The organism is Streptomyces monticola (assembly GCF_042665355.1).
GTDB classification, from domain to species: domain Bacteria; phylum Actinomycetota; class Actinomycetes; order Streptomycetales; family Streptomycetaceae; genus Streptomyces; species Streptomyces monticola.
Genome location: NZ_JBHTCF010000003.1, coordinates 398,281 through 416,259, shown reverse-complemented (window position 1 = coordinate 416,259; position 17,979 = coordinate 398,281). Strand labels below are relative to the sequence as shown.

Here is a 17,979-nt window from a genome sequence, read left to right as displayed (position 1 = left end):
GCGAGGAGGCCATGCGTATACCCGGCCCCAATTCCACGTCCGAGCAGGCCACTTCGACACCCGGTCACGACGGGGGGTCACCACCGGTACGGGGCCGGCGCGCCCACGCGGGCCCGCCAGCCGAAGAGGACGCACACGCGGCCGCGGCCGCTCCCGCGCCCCCACCGCGCACGCGTGCAGCCCGTTTCCGGCTGCGCCCGCGCACTGTGCGCGCCAAAGTCGTCTGCCTGCTCATGGTGCCCGTCGTCTCCCTGCTCGCCCTGTGGGCGTACGCCACCGTCAGCACCGCCCAGGACGTGGCACGGCTGCGGCAGTTGCAGCGCGTCGACACCGAGGTGCGTACTCCCGTCGCCACCGCCATCGCCGAACTCCAGGCCGAGCGCGGTGCCGCCGTGCGCTATGCCGCGGAACCCGGCACCGCGCGCGGCAGCACCCTGGAGAAGCAGGCAGCGGCCACCGACCGTGCCCTGGACCGACTGCGGCTCGACAAGGGCCACACCGTCGGCGAGGGCGGCGACCTGCCCGAAGCCGTGGCAGAGCGGCTCGCCGCCTTCGTGAAAGAGGCCGGTGAGCTCAAGGAACTGCGCTCCACGGTCCTCGACCGGCGCACAGGCTGGGACGAGGCGTACGGCCGCTACACCAAGGCCATCTCCACCGCCTTCGGCGTCAACGGCGCACTCACCGGCATCCAGGACGCCCAACTCGGCTCCGACGCGCGCGTGCTGCTCGAACTCTCCCGGGCGGGAGAGATGTTCGCCCGGCAGGACGCACTGCTCGCCACCGCCCGACTGGCCGGTTCACTCGACGGGGAGCGGCTGCACCGCTTCATCGGCGCCGTCGACACCAGGCGGACGCTGACCGACGCGGCGGCCCGCGATCTGCGCGGCCCCGACCGCGCCGCCTGGCAGGACCTGGAGGAGGGGAGTGCCTACGGCGATGTGCGCGCCGTCGAGGACAAGGTCCTGGCCGCACCCACCGCCGCCAAGGCCTACGACGCGATCGAGAGCGGCGCCCCGGAACAGGCGTACTCCGCCGTGCGGAAGGAGCTGCGGGCGCTTGAAACCGATGCCCTCCGCAGCGCCGCGGACCGCGCCGACCCGTTCACGCGAGGTGTGCTCACCGCGGCGGGCGCGGCAGTCCTGTTCGGGCTCGTCGCCGTCGTCGCCTCCCTCGTCATCTCCGTACGCATCGGCCGCGCGCTCGTCGTCGAACTGGTCGCCCTGCGCAACAGCGCCCTGGAGATCGCCCGGCGCAAACTCCCGCACGCCATGCGCCGGTTGAGGGCGGGAGAAGAGCTCGACATCCAGGCCGAGGCCCCCGCCGGACCGGCCGCGGAGGACGAGACGGGGCAGGTTGCGGAAGCCCTCGGCACCGTGCACCGGGCGGCCCTCAGCGCCGCAGTCGAGCGCGCCGAACTGGCCAGCGGGATCTCCGGGGTCTTCGTCAACCTCGCCCGCCGCTCCCAGGTCCTCGTGCACCGTCAGCTCAATCTGCTCGACTCCATGGAGCGCCGCTCGGAGGACCCCAACGAACTGAGCGACCTCTTCCGGCTCGACCACCTGACGACCCGGATGCGCCGACACGCGGAGAGCCTGATCATCCTGTCCGGCTCGCCGCCGGGCCGCGCCTGGCGCACCCCGGTCTCGCTCACCAACGTCGTACGGGCAGCGGTCTCCGAAGTCGAGGACTACGCGCGCGTGGAGGTACGCCAGCTGCCCGAGGCCGCCGTCGTCGGCGCCGCGGTCGCCGATGTCACCCACCTGCTCGCCGAACTCGTCGAGAACGCCGCCCAGTTCTCCCCGCCGCACACCAAAGTCCGCGTCAGCGGCGAACCCGTCGGCAACGGCTACGCCCTGGAGATCGAGGACCGCGGACTCGGCATGGGCAAGGAGCGCCTCGCCGCCGCCAATCGCCGTATCGAGCAGTCCGAGGCCCTGGACCTGTTCGACAGCGACCGGCTCGGCCTGTTCGTGGTCAGCCGCCTCGCCACCCGCCACGGCATCAAGGTGCATCTGCGTACCTCTCCGTACGGCGGCACCACCGCCGTCGTGCTGCTGCCCACCGACCTCCTCCAACAGGCTGTCGGCGAGCGGCACACGACGGCACGTGAAGCAGTCGAGCAAGGCGAACTCAACGGGCACGCGCGCGTGGCGGGTTCCGGCATGGCCCGTATCAACGGTGGCGCGGAACCCCCCGGCGGTGCCATGACCGCCGCCACGGTCCGCCCCGAGCTGGCACCTTCAGCACCTTCAGCACCTTCAGCTCCCTCCGAGCCGGCGAGCCGCCCCGGAGTCACCACGCTGCGACTGCACACCTCGGGCGGCACACGCGAGAAGGCCAAGGACGGCAGCACGCGTGAGAAATCCAAGAACGGCAGCACACGCGAGAAGACCGGGGAGGGCGGCACACGCGAGTACCCCCAAGCCGACAGCACGCGCGCGACGGTCCCGCAGGACGACTCGGCCTCCGAGGGCCTGCCGCGCCGGGTGCGGCAGGCCAGCCTCGCCCCCCAACTGCGCGAGCAGCAGGTGCCCGATCAACCGTCGGACACCCCGGCCGCCGACCCGAACGAACGCGACCCCGAGCAGGTACGGGCCCGAATGTCCGCCTACCGCGACGGCTGGGCACGCGGCGGCGGCTGCCCGCCCGGAGCGCCAGGCACGGTTCCCGCCCCCGGCAGCGACAGCACCGAAGGAGACCCCACATGATCGAGAACCCGGCTCCCGGCACCTCGCACCGCTCCGGCGAACTCGACTGGCTCCTGGACGACTTGGTCACGCGCGTCGGCGACGTACGCCACTGTGTGGTGCTGTCCAACGACGGCCTCGCGGTCGGCTCCTCAAGCGCGCTGCGCCGCGAGGACGCCGAGCACCTCGCGGCCGTCGCCTCCGGCTTCCACAGCCTCGCCAAGGGCGCGGGACGCCACTTCGGGGCCGGGGGAGTGCGCCAGACGATGGTCGAGATGGACGACGGCTTCCTCTTCGTCGCGGCCGCGGGCGACGGGTCCTGCCTCGCCGTTCTGAGCTCGGCCGCGGCCGATATCGGCCTGGTCGCCTACGAGATGGCCCGCCTGGTCAAGCGGGTCGGCGAGCACCTGTACACGCCGCCGCGGTACGCCGAGCATCCCCCCGCCGCCCGATGAGCCGGAAAGGCGGCCGCCACAGATGAACACCCACGACAACGCAGGAGACGCCGACCGGCCGCAGCCGGGCAGCCAGTGGTACGACGCAGAAGCCGGCCCGCTCGTGCGCCCGTACGCGATGACGGGCGGACGTACATCGCCGGGCCCGAACGGAGCGCACTTCGATCTGATCGCACTCGTGGCCCTGGACGCGGGCGCACCCGAGGCCGGGCACGACACGGCGCTCGGCCCCGAACACCGGGCCCTGATCGAACTGTGCCGGGTGGACACCCAGTCCGTGGCGGAACTCGCAGCGGGCGCCGACCTGCCCGTGGGCGTGGTCCGCGTACTCCTCGGTGACCTGCTGGAACGAGGCTGCGTCAAGGTGCGCAAGCCCGTACCCCCGGCCCAGCTGCCCGACGAGAGGATCCTGCGCGAGGTGATCGAGGGGCTGCGCGCCCTGTGACCTCCGGCCGCCGCACGCGAAGGAGAACGACGATGCGTGAAGCCCGCCACCGCCGAGGTGTGCACGCAAACGGACACCTCTGTGGCTCACAGCGGCCATATCGCTCCAACAACGGAATCAGCCCCCGCGCCAGAGCCCCTGGTTGCCATACTCCACACCTCACAAATCCAGACCGTGGCACCTGTGTACCGACACCGACTTGCTGGCGCGCCCTCCTGAGAGAAGTGACCGATGGCCTCCGAGCGCTCCGACGTCCAGGGCGGCGACTCCAACGCCCTGGCCCTCAAGATTCTGATCGCGGGCGGCTTCGGGGTGGGCAAGACCACCCTGGTCGGCGCGGTCAGCGAGATCCGGCCGCTGCGCACCGAAGAACAGCTCAGCGAGGTGGGCGAGTCGGTGGACGACACCGAAGGGGTGGCGCGCAAGACCACCACGACGGTCGCCATGGACTTCGGCAGGATCACCATCCGAAACGGTCTGTCCCTGTACCTCTTCGGCACTCCCGGCCAGGACCGCTTCTGGTTCCTGTGGGACGAACTGTCGCAGGGCGCGCTCGGTGCCGTGGTGCTCGCCGACACCCGGCGGTTGGAGGACTGCTTCCCCGCGGTTGACTTCTTCGAGCACCGGCGGATCCCCTTCGTGGTGGCAGTCAACTGCTTCCCAGGGGCCCGTACTTACGGCGCTCAGGATGTCTCCCGCGCCCTCGACCTCGACCGGGGCACCCCCGTGGTGCTGTGCGACGCACGCGACCGGGACTCGGGAAAGGAGGTGCTGATCCGGCTGGTCGAGCACGCCGGGCGCATGTACACGGCCCGGCTGCTCGACACGGTGGGCTGAACGGAAGCCGTCGGTCTGTCCCGGCCCACCGGCCCACCCGGGGCATTCAGTCCGCTACGGCGGCCATGGCGAGGACCTTCGTGATCCGTACCCGGACCAGCAGTTCACCGGGAACGCCATTGCGCGCGCCGAACTCCTCGGCGCGCTCCTCGCCCATGTACCGGGCGGCGATCCGCGTCGCCGCGTCACCCACCTGCACCAGGTCCTCGATCAACTCCGCCTGCCCCTGGATCACGACGAAGGAGAACGGCGGCCGGTCGTCGTCCACGCACAGCGCCACCCGTCCGTCGCGGGCGAGATTGCGCCCCTTCACCGAATCCTTACCGGTGTTGAAGACAAGGTGGTCATCGCCGTCGAGCAGGAACCAGACCGGAGCGACATGCGGTGCTCCGTCGGCCCGCACGGTCGAGAGCTTGCCGGTGCGGGTGCCCTTCGAGACGAAGGCCCGCCATTCGTCATCAGTCATCTTCTGTGCCATGTGTCCATCCTGTCTTGCTCGCACGGCGGCAGTGGGGAAGGCTGGCGGGCAACGGTGGAACGGGGAGGTCCGAATCATGGCGGAGAACACGGGACTCGGCTGGTTGCTCGACGACTTGACCAAGCGGGTCGAACACGTACGACATGCCTTGGTGCTGTCCAACGACGGTCTGGTGACCGGGGCGAGTTCGGGGCTGCAGCGCGAGGACGCCGAGCACCTGGCCGCGGTCTCCTCCGGTCTGCACAGCCTAGCCAAGGGCTCGGGACGGCACTTCGGCGCTGGCCGGGTACGGCAGACGATGATCGAGTTCGACGATGCGGTCCTGTTCGTCACGGCGGCCGGCGACGGCAGCTGCCTGTGCGTGCTGAGCTCGGCGGACGCGGACATCGGGCAGGTCGCCTACGAGATGACGCTCCTCGTGAACCGGGTCGGCGAACACCTCGGAGTCGGCGCCCGGCAACCCGACCGCACACCCGTCGTCGACTTCTGACCTGCCGGAACACACCGGCCGGGCGGAGTTATCCACAGGTCGGGCGGGCTTCGGCGCTTGCGGGCTAACGTCTTCACCGAGAGTAATCGGATCGCACGGATCAGATCTCACGGGGGAGACCGACATGGCTGGAAGTGCAGCAATCCGCAGGCCTGCCGATTCGGCCGACGCATCGTACGCGCCGGGGCGTGCAGCCACGGAACTCGGCCTGAAGCGCACCGAGTTGACACTGGCCGTGCAGCTCGGCTTCGTCTGCGCGGCGGCCGGTGAGGAGCCAGGGCGCTGGCGCGTGCCCCGCTCCGAGATCGAGCGGCTGCGAGCCGCCCCGGGTTTTCCCGAAGCGTTGCGCGAGCGGGTCAAACTCGTCGGTGTCACCGAGGGCGCCGAGCTCATGGCCATCAGCCGGGAGCGGTTCACCAAGCTCGCCCGCCTCGGCTTCCTGATCCCGGCGAAGTTCTACCTCAACCGCTACCGGACCCTGGTCTGGCTCTATCTCGCCGACGACGTACGCCAGTTCGCCGAGGCCAATGCCGAACTGCTCACGGGAAAGGCGCCCGTAACCCTGCGCAGCCGCCTCGGTGCGGGCGAGGACCGGCGCGCCCGCACCTGGCGCGAGCGGCGCGGCGGGCATCTGCTGCGCCTGGCCGAAGGGCCCTGGCAGGGAGCGGCCGTCACGGCCTCGATGCTCGACCCCGTGCAGGTCGCGGAGGTCGTCCCCGATCCATACGAGCGGGCTTATCTGAACCGGCTCCGGCCCGAATCGCCGTATGCCCCCGGAGGCCCCGACTCGCCCTCCGCGCAGGTCCTGGCGAAGGTGCTCCTCGCGGACGACCCGGACGAGATTCAGTGGCTGCGCACCACCCTCAAGCTCGGCGTCGAGGAGGCCCGGGAGTCCCACCCGGCGCCACGGCCCCAGGGCGCGGCACCCCCCGAGGTCCAACCCGAGATGACCCGACCGCAGACCTCGACCTCGACCCGGGCCCTGGCCCCGACCCCGCCATCGACCTCGGCCCCGCCACCTCACCCGATCCCGGCCCCGGATCACCTTGTGCCGCCACACGTCGACGCGACATCGATTCCCGAAGCGAGCCAACCCCCGCCCAGGCGCGGCCTGTTGAGGCGCCTCACCCGCAAACGACGTTGACCGGCACCGGCACCGGCACCGGCACCGGCAGCGGCGGAAGGCGAGGCAGGGGAAGCGATGTGCTCGGCCTACGGGCCTACGGGCCTACGGGCTCACGGACCTTCGGGACTGCCCTCGGCGGGCCCGGATCCCGCCTACGGAGCAGCGCTCACCGTCTCGTGGAGATCGCGCGCATAGTGTTCGATCGCCGGCCGGTACCTGGCGATCGCGGGGTCGGTGCTCGTCGCCGCGAGCACGGTCAGCAGGAGCTCCATCGCGTCATGGTGGCGGCCGGTGTTGAAGAGGGCCATGGCCAGGAAGGCCTTGATGGCCCCGTCATCCGGGAACTCCTTCATCGCGCCCGTCAGAGTCTCGACGGCCTCCGGATAGCGGCCGAGCACCCGGTAGGTGGACCCGAGGCCGAGAAGCGCACCGGCACGGTCACCGGCGGACAGGCCGGGGAGCTCGATGGCCCGGCGGTAGTACGGCACCGCCTCCTCCTCCAGGCCGAGGGTGTCGTGCACCCACGCGGTCTGGTAGGCCACTTCCGCGTCGGCGGGGAACTCGGCGGCGAGTGCGACAAGTTGATCCCGGGCGGCGTCCCGCTTCCCCCTCTCGCGCAGCTGTACTGCCTGCGCGAGCCGTTGGTCCCGATCCGTCATGACGCTCCCGTTCGACTCCGCCGATGCCGGCCCCGGAGAGAGGCGGCCTCCGGATTCATCCTGCCAGCTCCCGAAACAGGAGGTGCCCACCACTCACCGGCCACCAATAACGGCCCTTTCCGGCCAAGTCGTTGGCGGCCGTCATCGCCCGTCGCACTATGAGGGAGGCCGCCGGAGTCGGCGTGCCACTATCGATTCGCCGAAGTGGCCCTGGTGGACAGGGCCGGGGAACAGCAGGACGTTCGTTCAACAGAACTGCCGGTCAGCAGGTCGGCCGGGCGCGGACTGGAGGGGACGCGGAGCATGACGGGGAACACGGGGACGGCCCGGGTCGTGGTGTGGTCGGTGGCGGTGCTGTGCGGCATCGTCTCGGTGGGCTTGGTCGTGCTGGTCGCGGTACGCGATCTGGATACCGGAGACCGGGCCGCGAGCATCGTCGGGGCGGTCGCCGGTCTCGCCGGCCTCGCGGTGTCCGTGTACTTCGGGCTGCGGCCCGACGCCGGTGGAGGAGCGGCGGTTCGAGCCTCGGGGCGCGGGGCGACCGCGGTGCGAGGGAACGTCGTCGGCAACGCCTTCGGGGCACGCAGCAAGGTCAGCGGCCGGCCGAGCGGCGGCACACCCGCGGCGGCGCCGGGGGAAGGACCGGTCTCCGCCCGTGGCAGGGGAGCGTTCGCGGCCGATGGCGAGGTGGCCGGTAACGCCTTCGGTGAGGACAGCGAGGTCGACGGCCGATGACTCCACTGCCCTGGCGCAAGCGGCGCACCCCGCAGGACATCCCCGCGTCCGCCGCACCGGCCAGCACTGCGCCCGCCGCCGCGACCACACCGGAGAACTCACCCGCGCCTCCTCCTGGCAACGCGCCTGGCGACGCGCCGGTGCCCGCACCGCTGCCCGACCCCACACCCACGCCCGCCCCCACGCCCGCCCCCGCACCCGCTCTGCACGTGCGTGGGACCTCGGCTCTCGGGGTGGCGGGTGACATGAGTGGTAACGCGTGGGGCGCCGGCAGCCGGGTCACCAATATCCATCAGCTGATCCAGCAGTTCGGCCCGCAGGGGCCGGACCAGGAACCCGTGACTCTGGCCGAGGTGGAGGAGGCCGTCGGCCGGTACAGCACCCGGCTGCGGCAGGCGTACGGCCGCCTCGACCTGGAAGTCCTGCTGCCCACCACGGAACCCGAGCACCCGCACGTAGGCCTGCGGGAAGTGTTCGTGCCGCCGCTGCTGCGCGCGGACCCGCCGCGCGTCGAACTGCCGCCCGCGCTGGCGAAGAGGATGACGGATCACGGCGAGCAGCAGCTCGAAGACGAGTCCGGCTGGCCGGAAGGGCAGAAGGAGACGGCCGCGCGGCGCCGCCCGGGCGGTGAAGAGCAGCCGCCGGTCGAGCTGTTGCGGACCATCGCGGAGCCGCAGGCGAAGCGCCTGGTACTGCTCGGCAATCCGGGCGCGGGCAAGTCGACGCTCACCCGGTTCCTGGCCCTCGCCCTCACCGGCCCCACCCCGCCCGAGCCCCTCGCGCCGCTGGCCGACCTGCTCCCCGTCATCGTCGAACTGCGGCGCTACGCCGAGGCCGAGTGGCGCGAGCGGACCTTCGAGGACTTTCTCGAGCACCTCAGCACGATGGAGCAGATGTCCGTGCCGCGCCGCGTGCTGGACGCATGTCTGCGATCGGGTCGGGCAGTTGTGGTCTTCGACGGTCTGGACGAGCTGTTCGACCCCGGCGTCCGGGCCGAGGTGAGCCGTCGTATCGCCGCCTTCGCGGCCCGGTACGACCAGGCGCGGATCATCGTGACCTCGCGTGTCATCGGCTATCAGCGAGCGGTCCTGGACGGCGTCGGCTTCCGGCACTTCATGATCCAGGATCTGACCGAGGACCAGATCGGTACTTTCGTGCGGCTCTGGTACGACACCGTCTGCCCGCATGACCCGGCGCTCTCGGAACGGCTGCGCCGGCGGATAACAGCCTCCGTGGCCCACTCGCGTCCCGTACGCGAACTCGCCGGGAATCCGCTGCTGTTGACCATCCTCGCCATCATCGGGCGGCGCCAGGAGCTGCCACGCGACCGGCAGGGCGTCTACGAGCACGCGGTGAACGTACTGATCGCGCACTGGGACCTGGACGCCAAGCATCTCCCGCCGCTGCCGGACGCCGAAGGAGCCGCCGATCTGGACGTACGCCACCGGCGCGAACTCCTGCGCCTGCTGGCCCGGCAGATGCAGGACGCCGGGGATGAGGGCGGCGGGAACCTCATCCACGGCAGCGACCTGGAGGCCACCTTCAGGAAGTACCTGACGGATATGTGGGAGTTCCCGCCGCTGAAGGCGGACGCCGCGGCCCGGGCGATGCTGCGTCAGTTCCAGGAGCGCAACTTCATCCTGAGCCACTTCGGCGGCGAGGTGTACGGCTTCGTGCACCGCACCTTCCTCGAGTACCTGGCCGCGGCCGATCTGGCGCAGCGCTACAGCGACCGGGAGTTCTCCGAGGACCAGCTGATCGAGGATGTCTTCGCCCGCCGCGCAGGCGACTCGACCTGGCACGAGGTGCTGCTGCTCCTGGTGGGCCAGATCCATGAGAGGGTCGCCGCGCGCGCCATCGACAAGCTCCTCGAACTGCACGGGCAAGAGACCTCGGGCACCGAAATAATCGAACTCGCCGTGCGCTCCCTGGCCGAGGTGCGCAACATCGGCCGCCTCGCGGCGCAGAGCGAGGCCGTGGTGAACGCGGTGGTCGACGCGTTGATGGACAACGGCTCCGCCACCATGGAATCGGCCCTGCCCGCGCTCGCCGGGTTCGGCCCGCACTGGAGCGGCCGGCGGATCTATCTGCACTGGTTCCACATGCTGGGCCAGCTGGATCTGAACGACGGCACGGCCGCCGCCCGGATCGCCTGCACCCTGTACCAGGACCGGGAGCTGCTCGAAGCGCTCGCGGTGCACGCCCACACGGCCACCGTCCGCAGCGCGGCGTTGCGCAGCCTGACCGAGCGCTGGCCGGACCACGCCGGCCTCGACCCGCTCCTGCGCGACCGAGCGGCCCTGGATTCCGATCTGCAGGTACGGTCCACGGCCTTGAAGCTCCTCGGGGCGCAGCGCGACCCCGGTGCCGAGCTGCGCGCGTTCCTTACGGCCAGGGTCGGGAGCGAGGAGGACGATCAGCCGAGGGAGTCGGCCCTCCTGGCCCTCGCGGAGCACTGGCCGGACGACCCGGAGACCCTGCGGCTCTTCCTGTCCGTCGGCCTCGCGGCCGGCCACTGGCGGCCCCAGGAGCGTCTGGCGGCGCACATGGCCGCGCGCTGGAGCGGCGAACCCACGGTCCTCGCCTTCCTGATGCGGCGCGCCAGGACCGACAGCGCCTGGACCGCGCGCGACGCCGCCCTGGAAGCCCTGGCAAGGAACTGGCCGGACGACCCCGCCGTGACCGACCTGCTCCTCGCCGTGGCCGACGACGACGCGGACGAGTTCGTACGCTCCACGGCCATCAGGCTGCTCGCCGATGTGCGGGTGGGCGACCCCGCGATGCGTGACCGACTGATGACCTTCGCCCGCTCGGGGGCCCACCAGGACCTGCGGGAATCGGGAATCGAGGGCCTGACGGCGCATTGGTACGCGGATCCGGAGGTGCGTGCGCTGCTCCTCGGCCGGGCCACCGCCGACTCCCACGCCACACCCCGCACGGCCGCGCTGCGTGCGCTGGCGCATCATTGGCCCGAGGATCCGGACGTGCGTGCGCTGCTCCTCGACCGGGCCGTCACCGACCCCGACGAAGCGCCGCGCGCCCTGGCCCTTCAGCGTCTGGCCGAGGAGGACGACGCCCCGGAGGTACGGGACTTCGTCCTCGGGCGGGCGGCCGCCGACCCCGACTCCACGGTCCGTGACGTGGCCCTCGGCCTCGCCGTACAGCTCTGGCGGGAGCATCCGCCCGTACGAGAGCTGCTGATGGCGCGGGCCGTCGCCGATCTGCACGAGGAGCCCCGCAAGACGGCGGTGACCGCGCTGGCCGAGCACTGGTGCGCGGAACCGGATGTGTGCGAGCTGCTCCTGGAGCGGGCCGTCGCGGACCTCCACGAAGGCCCGCGGCAGGCCGCACTCGACGGGCTCGCACGCCGCCGGAAGGACGACGCCGTACGGGACTTGCTGTTCGTACGTGGCACCAGCGACCTGGACAGCGATACGCGCGCGACCGCGCTCGAGGGCCTGCTGACCCACTGGCCGGACGATCCCGCGGTGCGTGAGCTGGCCCGGAAACTCGTCACGACCGACCCGTCAGCGGAGTACCGCCAGTCCGAACTCTGCTGGCTGGCCTGGCAGTGCGCAGGACCCGGGATGGCGGAGGTGCTGCGCGACCGGGCGACATCGGACCCCGCGCCCAGTGTGCGCAGGGCCGCGGTCACCGTCCTGGCCTTCGCCCGGCCCGCCGACCCCGAGACCCTGGCCGTGCTGCGCGACCGGGCGGTGCACGACGGGAGCGAGGTGCGTCAAGCAGCCGCCGACGCCCTGGTGATGGCCGAACTCCTCGCGGCGAAGAGCGAGGCGGGGTGATGCGGGGTGACGCGGGCGCCCCGGGGGAGAGAGCGTCCGTGCCCTCTGGGCCCCGGGGCCAGAGCGTCCGTGCCCGATGCCCCCAGGGTCACTTCCCCGGGCCGTAGCGCCGGAACAACCCCTCTTGGGACGGTCGGACACTTCCCTACAGTGACCGAAAGAGCCCCTCTTGCACCACTGACACCAGCAGACGCCCCTCGACGTCATAGATCCGGCCCCGGGCGAGGCCGCGGCCGCCGGTGGCGATGGGGGACTCCTGGTCGTAGAGGAACCACTCGTCGGCGCGGAAGGGCCGGTGGAACCACATCGCGTGGTCGAGCGATGCCATGTCGAAGCCGCGAGGGCCCCACAGGGGTTCGACGGGAATACGGACGGCGTCGAGGAGCGTCATGTCGCTCGCATAGGTCAACGCGCAGGTGTGCACCAGGGGATCGTCGCCGAGCGGCCCCACCGCTCGCATCCACACCGCGCTGCGCGGCTCCGCGTCCTTGACCTCTTCCTGGGTCCAGCGCAGCCGGTCCACGTAGCGGATGTCGAAGGGCTGGCGCCTGGCCATCCGCTCCAACTGCTCGGGCAGGGCGCCCAGATGCTCGCGGATCTCCTCGGTGACCGTCGGCAGCGTCTCCGGGGCCGGGGCCTCGATGCGGGGCGGCAGCTGATGCTCGAAGCTGCCCTCTTCCGGCCGGTGGAAGGAGGCCGTCAGATTGAAGATCGTGCGGCCCTGCTGCACCGCGGTGACCCGGCGCGTGGTGAAGGACCGGCCGTCGCGCACTCGCTCGACCTGGTACACGATCGGCACACCCGGGCGGCCGGGCCGCAGGAAGTAGGCGTGCAGCGAGTGCACCGGGCGGTCGCCCTCCGTGGTGCGGCCCGCGGCGACCAGGGCCTGTCCAGCGACCTGTCCGCCGAAGACCCGCTGCAGGGACTCCTCGGGGCTGCGGCCGCGGAAGATATTGACTTCGATCTGCTCCAGGTCGAGCAGATCGACGAGTCTTTCGGCGGGGTTCGTCATGGTGGGATCTCCGGTGTCGGCGTCAACAGGGAGGGCAGGGGCTGCCGGACGTCAGAGCTGGCCGACGTCCGTGACGCGGACGACCGCGCGGCCCTCCTCGTCGGACGCCGCGAGGTCCACTTCCGCGCTGATGCCCCAGTCATGGTCGCCGTTCGGGTCGGCGAAGGTCTGCCGGACGCGCCACAGTCCGTGCGCCGTGTCCTCCTCGATGGACAGGAGCTTCGGGCCACGGGCGTCGGGGCCGGTGCCGAGGTCCTCGTACTCGTCCCAGTAGGCGTCCATGGCCTCGCCCCAGGCGTCCGCGTCCCAGCCGGAGTCGGCGTCCATCTCGCCCAGCTCGTCGACGTTGTCGAGGGCGGCCAGCTCCACGCGCCGGAACATGGCGTTGCGCACCAGGACCCGGAAGGCGCGGGCGTTGGCGGTCACCGGCTTGACCTGGTCAGCCTTCTCCTGGGCCTCCTCGGCGGTCTCCACCTCGGGGTTGGCCAGCTGCTCCCACTCGTCGAGCAGCGAGGAGTCGACCTGGCGCACCATCTCGCCGAGCCAGGCGATCAGGTCCTCCAGGTCCTCGGACTTGAGGTCGTCGGGGACGGTGTGCTCAAGGGCCTTGTAGGCGCTGGCCAGATAGCGGAGCACGATGCCCTCGGTGCGGGCGAGTTCGTAGTGGGACGTGAACTCCGTGAAGGTCATGGCGCGTTCGTACATGTCGCGGATCACGGACTTCGGCGACACCGGGTGGTCGCCGACCCACGGATGGCTCGTGCGGTACAGGCCGTACGCGTGCCAGAGCAGCTCTTCGAGGGGCTTGGGGTACGAGATGTCCTGGAGCCGCTCCATGCGCTCCTCGTACTCGACGCCGTCGGCCTTCATCTGCCCGACGGCCTCACCGCGCGCCTTGTTCTGCTGCGCGGCGAGAATCTGGCGCGGGTCGTCGAGCGTGGACTCGACGACGGAGACCATGTCCAGGGCGTACGACGGGGACTCGGGCTCGAGCAGCTCGAACGCGGCGAGGGCGAACGTGGACAGGGGCTGGTTGAGCGCGAAGTCCTGCTGCAGATCGACGGTGAGGCGCACGATCCGGCCGGTGGCGTCCGGCTCGTCCAGCTTCTCGACGATGCCGCCGTCGAGCAGCGAACGGTAGATGGCGATCGCGCGGCGGATGTGCCGCAGCTGGTTCTTGCGCGGCTCGTGATTGTCCTCCAGGAGCCTGCGCATCGCCTCGAAGGCGTTGCCGGGCCGGGCGATCACGGACAGAAGCATGGTGTGCGTGACGCGGAACCGGGAGGTCAGCGGCTCGGGATCGGCGGCGATCAGCTTCTCGAAGGTGCTCTCGCTCCAGCCGACGAACCCCTCGGGCGCCTTCTTGCGCACTACCTTGCGGCGCTTCTTCGGGTCGTCGCCCGCCTTGGCGAGGGCCTTCTCGTTCTCGATGACGTGCTCGGGCGCCTGCGCGACGACGAAGCCCGCCGTGTCGAAGCCGGCCCGGCCCGCGCGCCCGGCGATCTGATGGAACTCACGGGCCCGCAGCACTCGCACCCGGTTGCCGTCGTACTTGGCGAGGGCCGTGAACAGCACCGTCCTGATGGGGACGTTGACGCCGACGCCGAGCGTGTCCGTACCGCAGATCACCTTCAGCAGACCGGCCTGTGCCAGCTTCTCCACCAGGCGGCGGTACTTGGGCAGCATGCCCGCGTGGTGCACACCGATCCCGTGCCGTACATAACGTGAGAGATTGCGGCCGAACTTGGTGGTGAAGCGGAAGTTGCCGATCAGGTCGGCGATCTGTTCCTTCTCCGCCTTCGTGCACATGTTGATGCTCATCAGCGACTGGGCCCGCTCCACGGCCTGCGCCTGCGTGAAGTGCACGATGTACACCGGCGCCTGCTTGGTCTCCAGGAGCTCGGTGAGGGTCTCGGTGATGGGCGTCAGACGGTACTCGTACGAGAGCGGCACCGGCCGGGTCGCCGAGCGCACCACGGAAGTGGGCCGTCCGGTACGCCGGGTGAGGTCCTTCTCGAACAGCGAGACATCGCCGAGCGTCGCCGACATCAGCACGAACTGCGCCTGCGGCAGTTCGAGCAGCGGGATCTGCCAGGCCCAGCCGCGGTCCGGCTCCGCGTAGAAGTGGAACTCGTCCATCACGACCTGGCCGATATCGGCGTCCTTGCCGTCGCGCAGCGCGATCGAGGCGAGCACCTCTGCGGTGCAGCAGATGACCGGCGCGTCCGCGTTCACGGAGGCGTCGCCGGTGAGCATGCCGACGTTCTCGGTGCCGAAGAGCTTGCAGAGGTCGAAGAACTTCTCGCTCACCAGGGCCTTGATCGGCGCGGTGTAGAAGGTGACCTTGTCCGCGGCCAGGGCCGCGAAGTGCGCACCGGCCGCGACCAGGCTCTTTCCCGATCCGGTCGGCGTCGACAGAATCACGTTCGCCCCGGAGACCACCTCGATCAGCGCCTCCTCCTGAGCCGGATAGAGGGTGATACCACGCTCCTCGGCCCACGACGAGAAGGCGTCGAAGAGGGCATCGGGGTCGGCATCCGGCGGCAGCTGATCGATAAGGGTCACACCCCCATCTTGCCTGTCCGCACCCCCGATCAGGGAACCGGAGGGTCACAGCAAGATCATGGCCGATACGCTGTGCCGTCGACGGCGCGTCGGACCAGGTGTCAACTGCGCGTAAGCACAACGGAAATGGGGCGGGAAGCGGCCATGATGGGTCCAGCACACTCACTGTCGGGAGCAGCGGCCTGGCTGGGGGTGGGAGCGGCGGCCGCCGCCGGAGGGCATCCGATGCCCTGGCCCGTGCTCGTGGTCGGCGCCCTGATCTGCGCGGGCGCGGCGCTGGCCCCGGACCTGGACCACAAGTCGGCCACGATCTCCCGCGCCTTCGGACCCATCTCCCGGGGGCTCTGCGAAGTCGTCGACAAACTCTCGTACGCCGTCTACAAGGCGACCAGGACCCGGCAGGACCCGCGCCGCTCCGGGGGTCACCGCACCCTCACCCACACCTGGCTGTGGGCGGTCCTCATCGGTACGGGCACCTCGGTCGCGGCGATCACCGGCGGCCGCTGGGCGGTCCTCGCGATCCTCTTCGTCCACCTGGTGCTCGCCGTGGAGGGCCTGCTCTGGCGGGCGGCCCGGGTTTCCAGCGACGTCCTGGTGTGGCTGCTCGGCGCCACCAGCGCATGGATCCTCGCCGGCGTCCTGGACAAGCCGGGCAACGGCGCGGACTGGCTGTTCACGGGGGCCGGCCAGGAGTATCTGTGGCTGGGCCTGCCCATCGTCCTCGGCGCCCTCGTGCACGACATCGGCGACGCCCTGACCGTCTCGGGCTGCCCGGTCCTGTGGCCCATCCCCATCGCGGGCAAGCGCTGGTACCCGGTCGGCCCGCCCAAGGCGATGCGCTTCCGCGCGGGCAGCTGGGTGGAGCTGAAGGTCCTGATGCCGGTGTTCATGCTGCTCGGCGGGGTGGGCGGAGCGGCGGCGCTCAACTTCATCTAGGGCGACCTCCAGGCCTCCAGGCCTCCAGGCCTCCAGGCCTCCAGGTCTTCTTCGTCCAGGGCGGCCCTGAGCTTCATCCCGGGAAACCTTGTGACGGCAGTCGGTCCGAGGAAAGATGATCAGCCATGGCCACCAAGACCGAGACCAAGACGCTGCAGATTCCCACCGAGGACGGCCAGGCCGACGCTTTCGCCGCCTTTCCCGCGGACGGCAAGCGGCACCCGGGGGTGCTGTTCTACCCGGACGCCTTCGGCGTACGGCCCGAGCTGGAGGAGAAGGCCCGCGAACTGGCCGGGCACGGGTACTACGTGCTCGTCCCCAACCTCTACTACCGGCACGGCCCGGCACCGGTGATCGAACTTCCCGGGCATATCGGGGAAGAGGTCAGGCCCGCGGTCTTCGCCCAGCTGATGCCCCTGGTCGAGGCGCACACCACCGAACGCGTACTGCGCGACGCCGACGCCTACCTCGAATTCCTCACCGCACAGCCCGAGGCCGCCGCCGGTCCGGTCGGCGTGATCGGCTACTGCCTGGGCGCCGCCCTGGCGATGCGCACCGCCACCGCCCGCCCCGACCTGGTGGCCGCCGTCGCCGGATTCCACCCCGGCTTCCTGGTCACCGACGCACCCGACAGCCCGCACCGCCTCGCCCACAAGCTCACCGCGGAAGTCCACCTCGGCCTCGCCGAAGGCGACCTCTCGCCCGAGGAGATCAGCGAGCTCAACCAGGCCATGGACGCCGCGGGCGTCGGCCACACCACCGAGATCTACCCCGGCACCATCCACGGCTTCACCATGTCCGACACCGACGCCTTCAACGCCGCCGCGCTCCAGCGTCACTGGGACCGTCTGCTCCCTCTGCTCGAGCGCACCCTGACCAGCGGCTGAGGGCCCGGCTGAGGGTTACTTCAGGTGGTCGAGCAGTCCGTCGAGGGCTTTGCCGAGGGCCTCGGAGTTGGCCGCGTCGAACCAGGTGGTGCGGATACGTTCGTTGTTTCCGTTCGGCGTCTCGTGGTCGGCGGCGAGCTGCTGCAGGGAGCGGGTCCCGTCGCTCAGGGCGCGGCCCACTCCCTGGAAGAGGCTGCGGATGTAGCGGTCGGCGTCGTCGGGGGCGATGCCCTGGGCGGCGGCCCATGACGTGAGCGTGGCGAGGTACGCGTAGTGGCTGGTCAGCGTCCCCGTCAGCGCGGAGAAGACATTGAAGGCCGCCTCGTCCGCGACGGGCTGCGCCCCACCGAGCCGCTCGAAGAACGCGTCCGCCACCGGGTGGGACGGAAAGGTCACCGTGACGGAGCGGCGTTCGCGTACGGAGGGCAGCGGGATGGCCCGCACCAGCGGGGCGTCGGTGCCGAGCGTGCGGCGCAGGTCGTCGTTGGCGACACCGGCCATCACGTTGACCACCGTCCTGTCGTCGTTCACCCGCAGACCGGCCAGTGCTTCGTGCCGGTCCTGGCGGCGGACAGCGATGATCACCAGCTCGGAGCGGTCGACGACCTCCTGATTGTCGGCGCAGACCTGTACGCCGTCGTAGCGCGCGGACAGCTCCGCGACGGTGCCGGCTCCCCGGGGTGAGAGGAACACCTCGGGCGACTTGTCGACTCCGTCGCACAGGCCCGTCACGATGGCCCGGCCGATCTCGCCCACTCCGATGATGCCGATGCGCTCCACTGCGGCTTTCCTCTCAGCTTGTCGTTGGTCGCGTTCTGTGTCCCGCACAGGAGGAGGGAGACCGGCCAGGAGCGGCCGGCCGCC

General features: G+C 70.8%; 15 protein-coding genes. 10 read left to right on the top strand and 5 right to left on the bottom strand.

Features of this window, described 5'->3' with window-relative positions; all coding sequences use genetic code 11:
- Nucleotides 1-11 precede the first annotated feature (11 nt).
- The 4 genes from ACFQVC_RS10300 to ACFQVC_RS10285 all read left to right on the top strand — a co-directional run bounded on the left by ACFQVC_RS10300 (nt 12) and on the right by ACFQVC_RS10285 (nt 4,424).
- Nucleotides 12-2,708 (top strand): sensor histidine kinase, encoded by a 2,697-nt coding sequence (locus ACFQVC_RS10300; RefSeq protein ID WP_381829165.1) that lies wholly within the window; start codon nt 12-14, stop codon nt 2,706-2,708.
- Nucleotides 2,705-3,142 carry a roadblock/LC7 domain-containing protein gene (locus tag ACFQVC_RS10295; RefSeq protein WP_381829163.1) on the top strand — a complete coding sequence of 146 codons (438 nt, stop codon included), beginning with the start codon at nt 2,705-2,707 and terminating at the stop codon, nt 3,140-3,142. Before ACFQVC_RS10300 ends, ACFQVC_RS10295 begins: the two co-directional genes overlap by 4 nt.
- 22 nt (nt 3,143-3,164) lie before the next feature.
- On the top strand, nt 3,165-3,587 hold the full coding sequence (locus ACFQVC_RS10290) for a DUF742 domain-containing protein (RefSeq protein ID WP_381829161.1): 423 nt from the start codon (nt 3,165-3,167) through the stop codon (nt 3,585-3,587).
- Between the two features lie 231 nt (nt 3,588-3,818).
- Nucleotides 3,819-4,424, top strand: a complete 606-nt coding sequence (locus ACFQVC_RS10285; protein ID WP_381829159.1) for a GTP-binding protein — start codon at nt 3,819-3,821, stop codon at nt 4,422-4,424.
- 46 nt (nt 4,425-4,470) lie between these two features.
- Here the strand turns inward: ACFQVC_RS10285 and ACFQVC_RS10280 are convergent, their stop codons facing one another.
- On the bottom strand, nt 4,471-4,902 hold the full coding sequence (locus ACFQVC_RS10280) for a PPOX class F420-dependent oxidoreductase (protein WP_381829157.1): 432 nt from the start codon (nt 4,900-4,902) through the stop codon (nt 4,471-4,473).
- A gap of 76 nt (nt 4,903-4,978) precedes the next feature.
- Here ACFQVC_RS10280 and ACFQVC_RS10275 point away from each other — a divergent pair, with 76 nt between their 5' ends.
- Both ACFQVC_RS10275 and ACFQVC_RS10270 read left to right on the top strand, forming a co-directional pair.
- Nucleotides 4,979-5,392 (top strand): roadblock/LC7 domain-containing protein, encoded by a 414-nt coding sequence (locus ACFQVC_RS10275; protein ID WP_381829155.1) that lies wholly within the window; start codon nt 4,979-4,981, stop codon nt 5,390-5,392.
- 124 nt (nt 5,393-5,516) lie between these two features.
- The gene (locus tag ACFQVC_RS10270; RefSeq protein WP_381829153.1) at nt 5,517-6,536 is read left to right on the top strand and encodes a DUF6397 family protein; all 1,020 of its coding nucleotides are present in this window, start codon (nt 5,517-5,519) and stop codon (nt 6,534-6,536) included.
- 134 nt (nt 6,537-6,670) lie between these two features.
- Here ACFQVC_RS10270 and ACFQVC_RS10265 read toward each other — a convergent pair whose 3' ends face one another.
- Nucleotides 6,671-7,177, bottom strand: coding sequence for a tetratricopeptide repeat protein (locus ACFQVC_RS10265; protein ID WP_381829151.1), 507 nt, complete (start codon nt 7,175-7,177; stop codon nt 6,671-6,673).
- Nucleotides 7,178-7,480: 303 nt separating this feature from the next.
- On the opposite strand from ACFQVC_RS10265, the gene ACFQVC_RS10260 reads away from it, so the two are divergent.
- A complete protein-coding gene (locus ACFQVC_RS10260; protein ID WP_381829149.1) occupies nt 7,481-7,912 on the top strand; it encodes a hypothetical protein in 432 nt (143 codons plus the stop codon).
- Nucleotides 7,909-11,715 (top strand): HEAT repeat domain-containing protein, encoded by a 3,807-nt coding sequence (locus tag ACFQVC_RS10255; RefSeq protein ID WP_381829147.1) that lies wholly within the window; start codon nt 7,909-7,911, stop codon nt 11,713-11,715. Before ACFQVC_RS10260 ends, ACFQVC_RS10255 begins: the two co-directional genes overlap by 4 nt.
- 145 nt (nt 11,716-11,860) lie before the next feature.
- On the opposite strand, the gene ACFQVC_RS10250 is transcribed toward ACFQVC_RS10255, so the two are convergent.
- Nucleotides 11,861-12,727, bottom strand: a complete 867-nt coding sequence (locus ACFQVC_RS10250) for an acyl-CoA thioesterase (RefSeq protein ID WP_381829145.1) — start codon at nt 12,725-12,727, stop codon at nt 11,861-11,863.
- 51 nt (nt 12,728-12,778) lie between these two features.
- Entirely contained in the window at nt 12,779-15,292 is a 2,514-nt protein-coding gene (locus ACFQVC_RS10245; protein WP_381829143.1) for a DEAD/DEAH box helicase, read from the bottom strand.
- A gap of 144 nt (nt 15,293-15,436) precedes the next feature.
- Between ACFQVC_RS10245 and ACFQVC_RS10240 the strand changes: the two genes are divergently transcribed.
- A complete protein-coding gene (locus tag ACFQVC_RS10240; protein ID WP_381829141.1) occupies nt 15,437-16,228 on the top strand; it encodes a metal-dependent hydrolase in 792 nt (263 codons plus the stop codon).
- Nucleotides 16,229-16,353: 125 nt separating this feature from the next.
- Entirely contained in the window at nt 16,354-17,115 is a 762-nt protein-coding gene (locus ACFQVC_RS10235; protein WP_381829139.1) for a dienelactone hydrolase family protein, read from the top strand.
- A gap of 15 nt (nt 17,116-17,130) precedes the next feature.
- Here the strand turns inward: ACFQVC_RS10235 and ACFQVC_RS10230 are convergent, their stop codons facing one another.
- Nucleotides 17,131-17,895: an NAD(P)-binding domain-containing protein gene (locus ACFQVC_RS10230; RefSeq protein ID WP_381829137.1), complete on the bottom strand. Its 765-nt coding sequence runs from the start codon at nt 17,893-17,895 to the stop codon at nt 17,131-17,133.
- Nucleotides 17,896-17,979 lie beyond the last annotated feature (84 nt).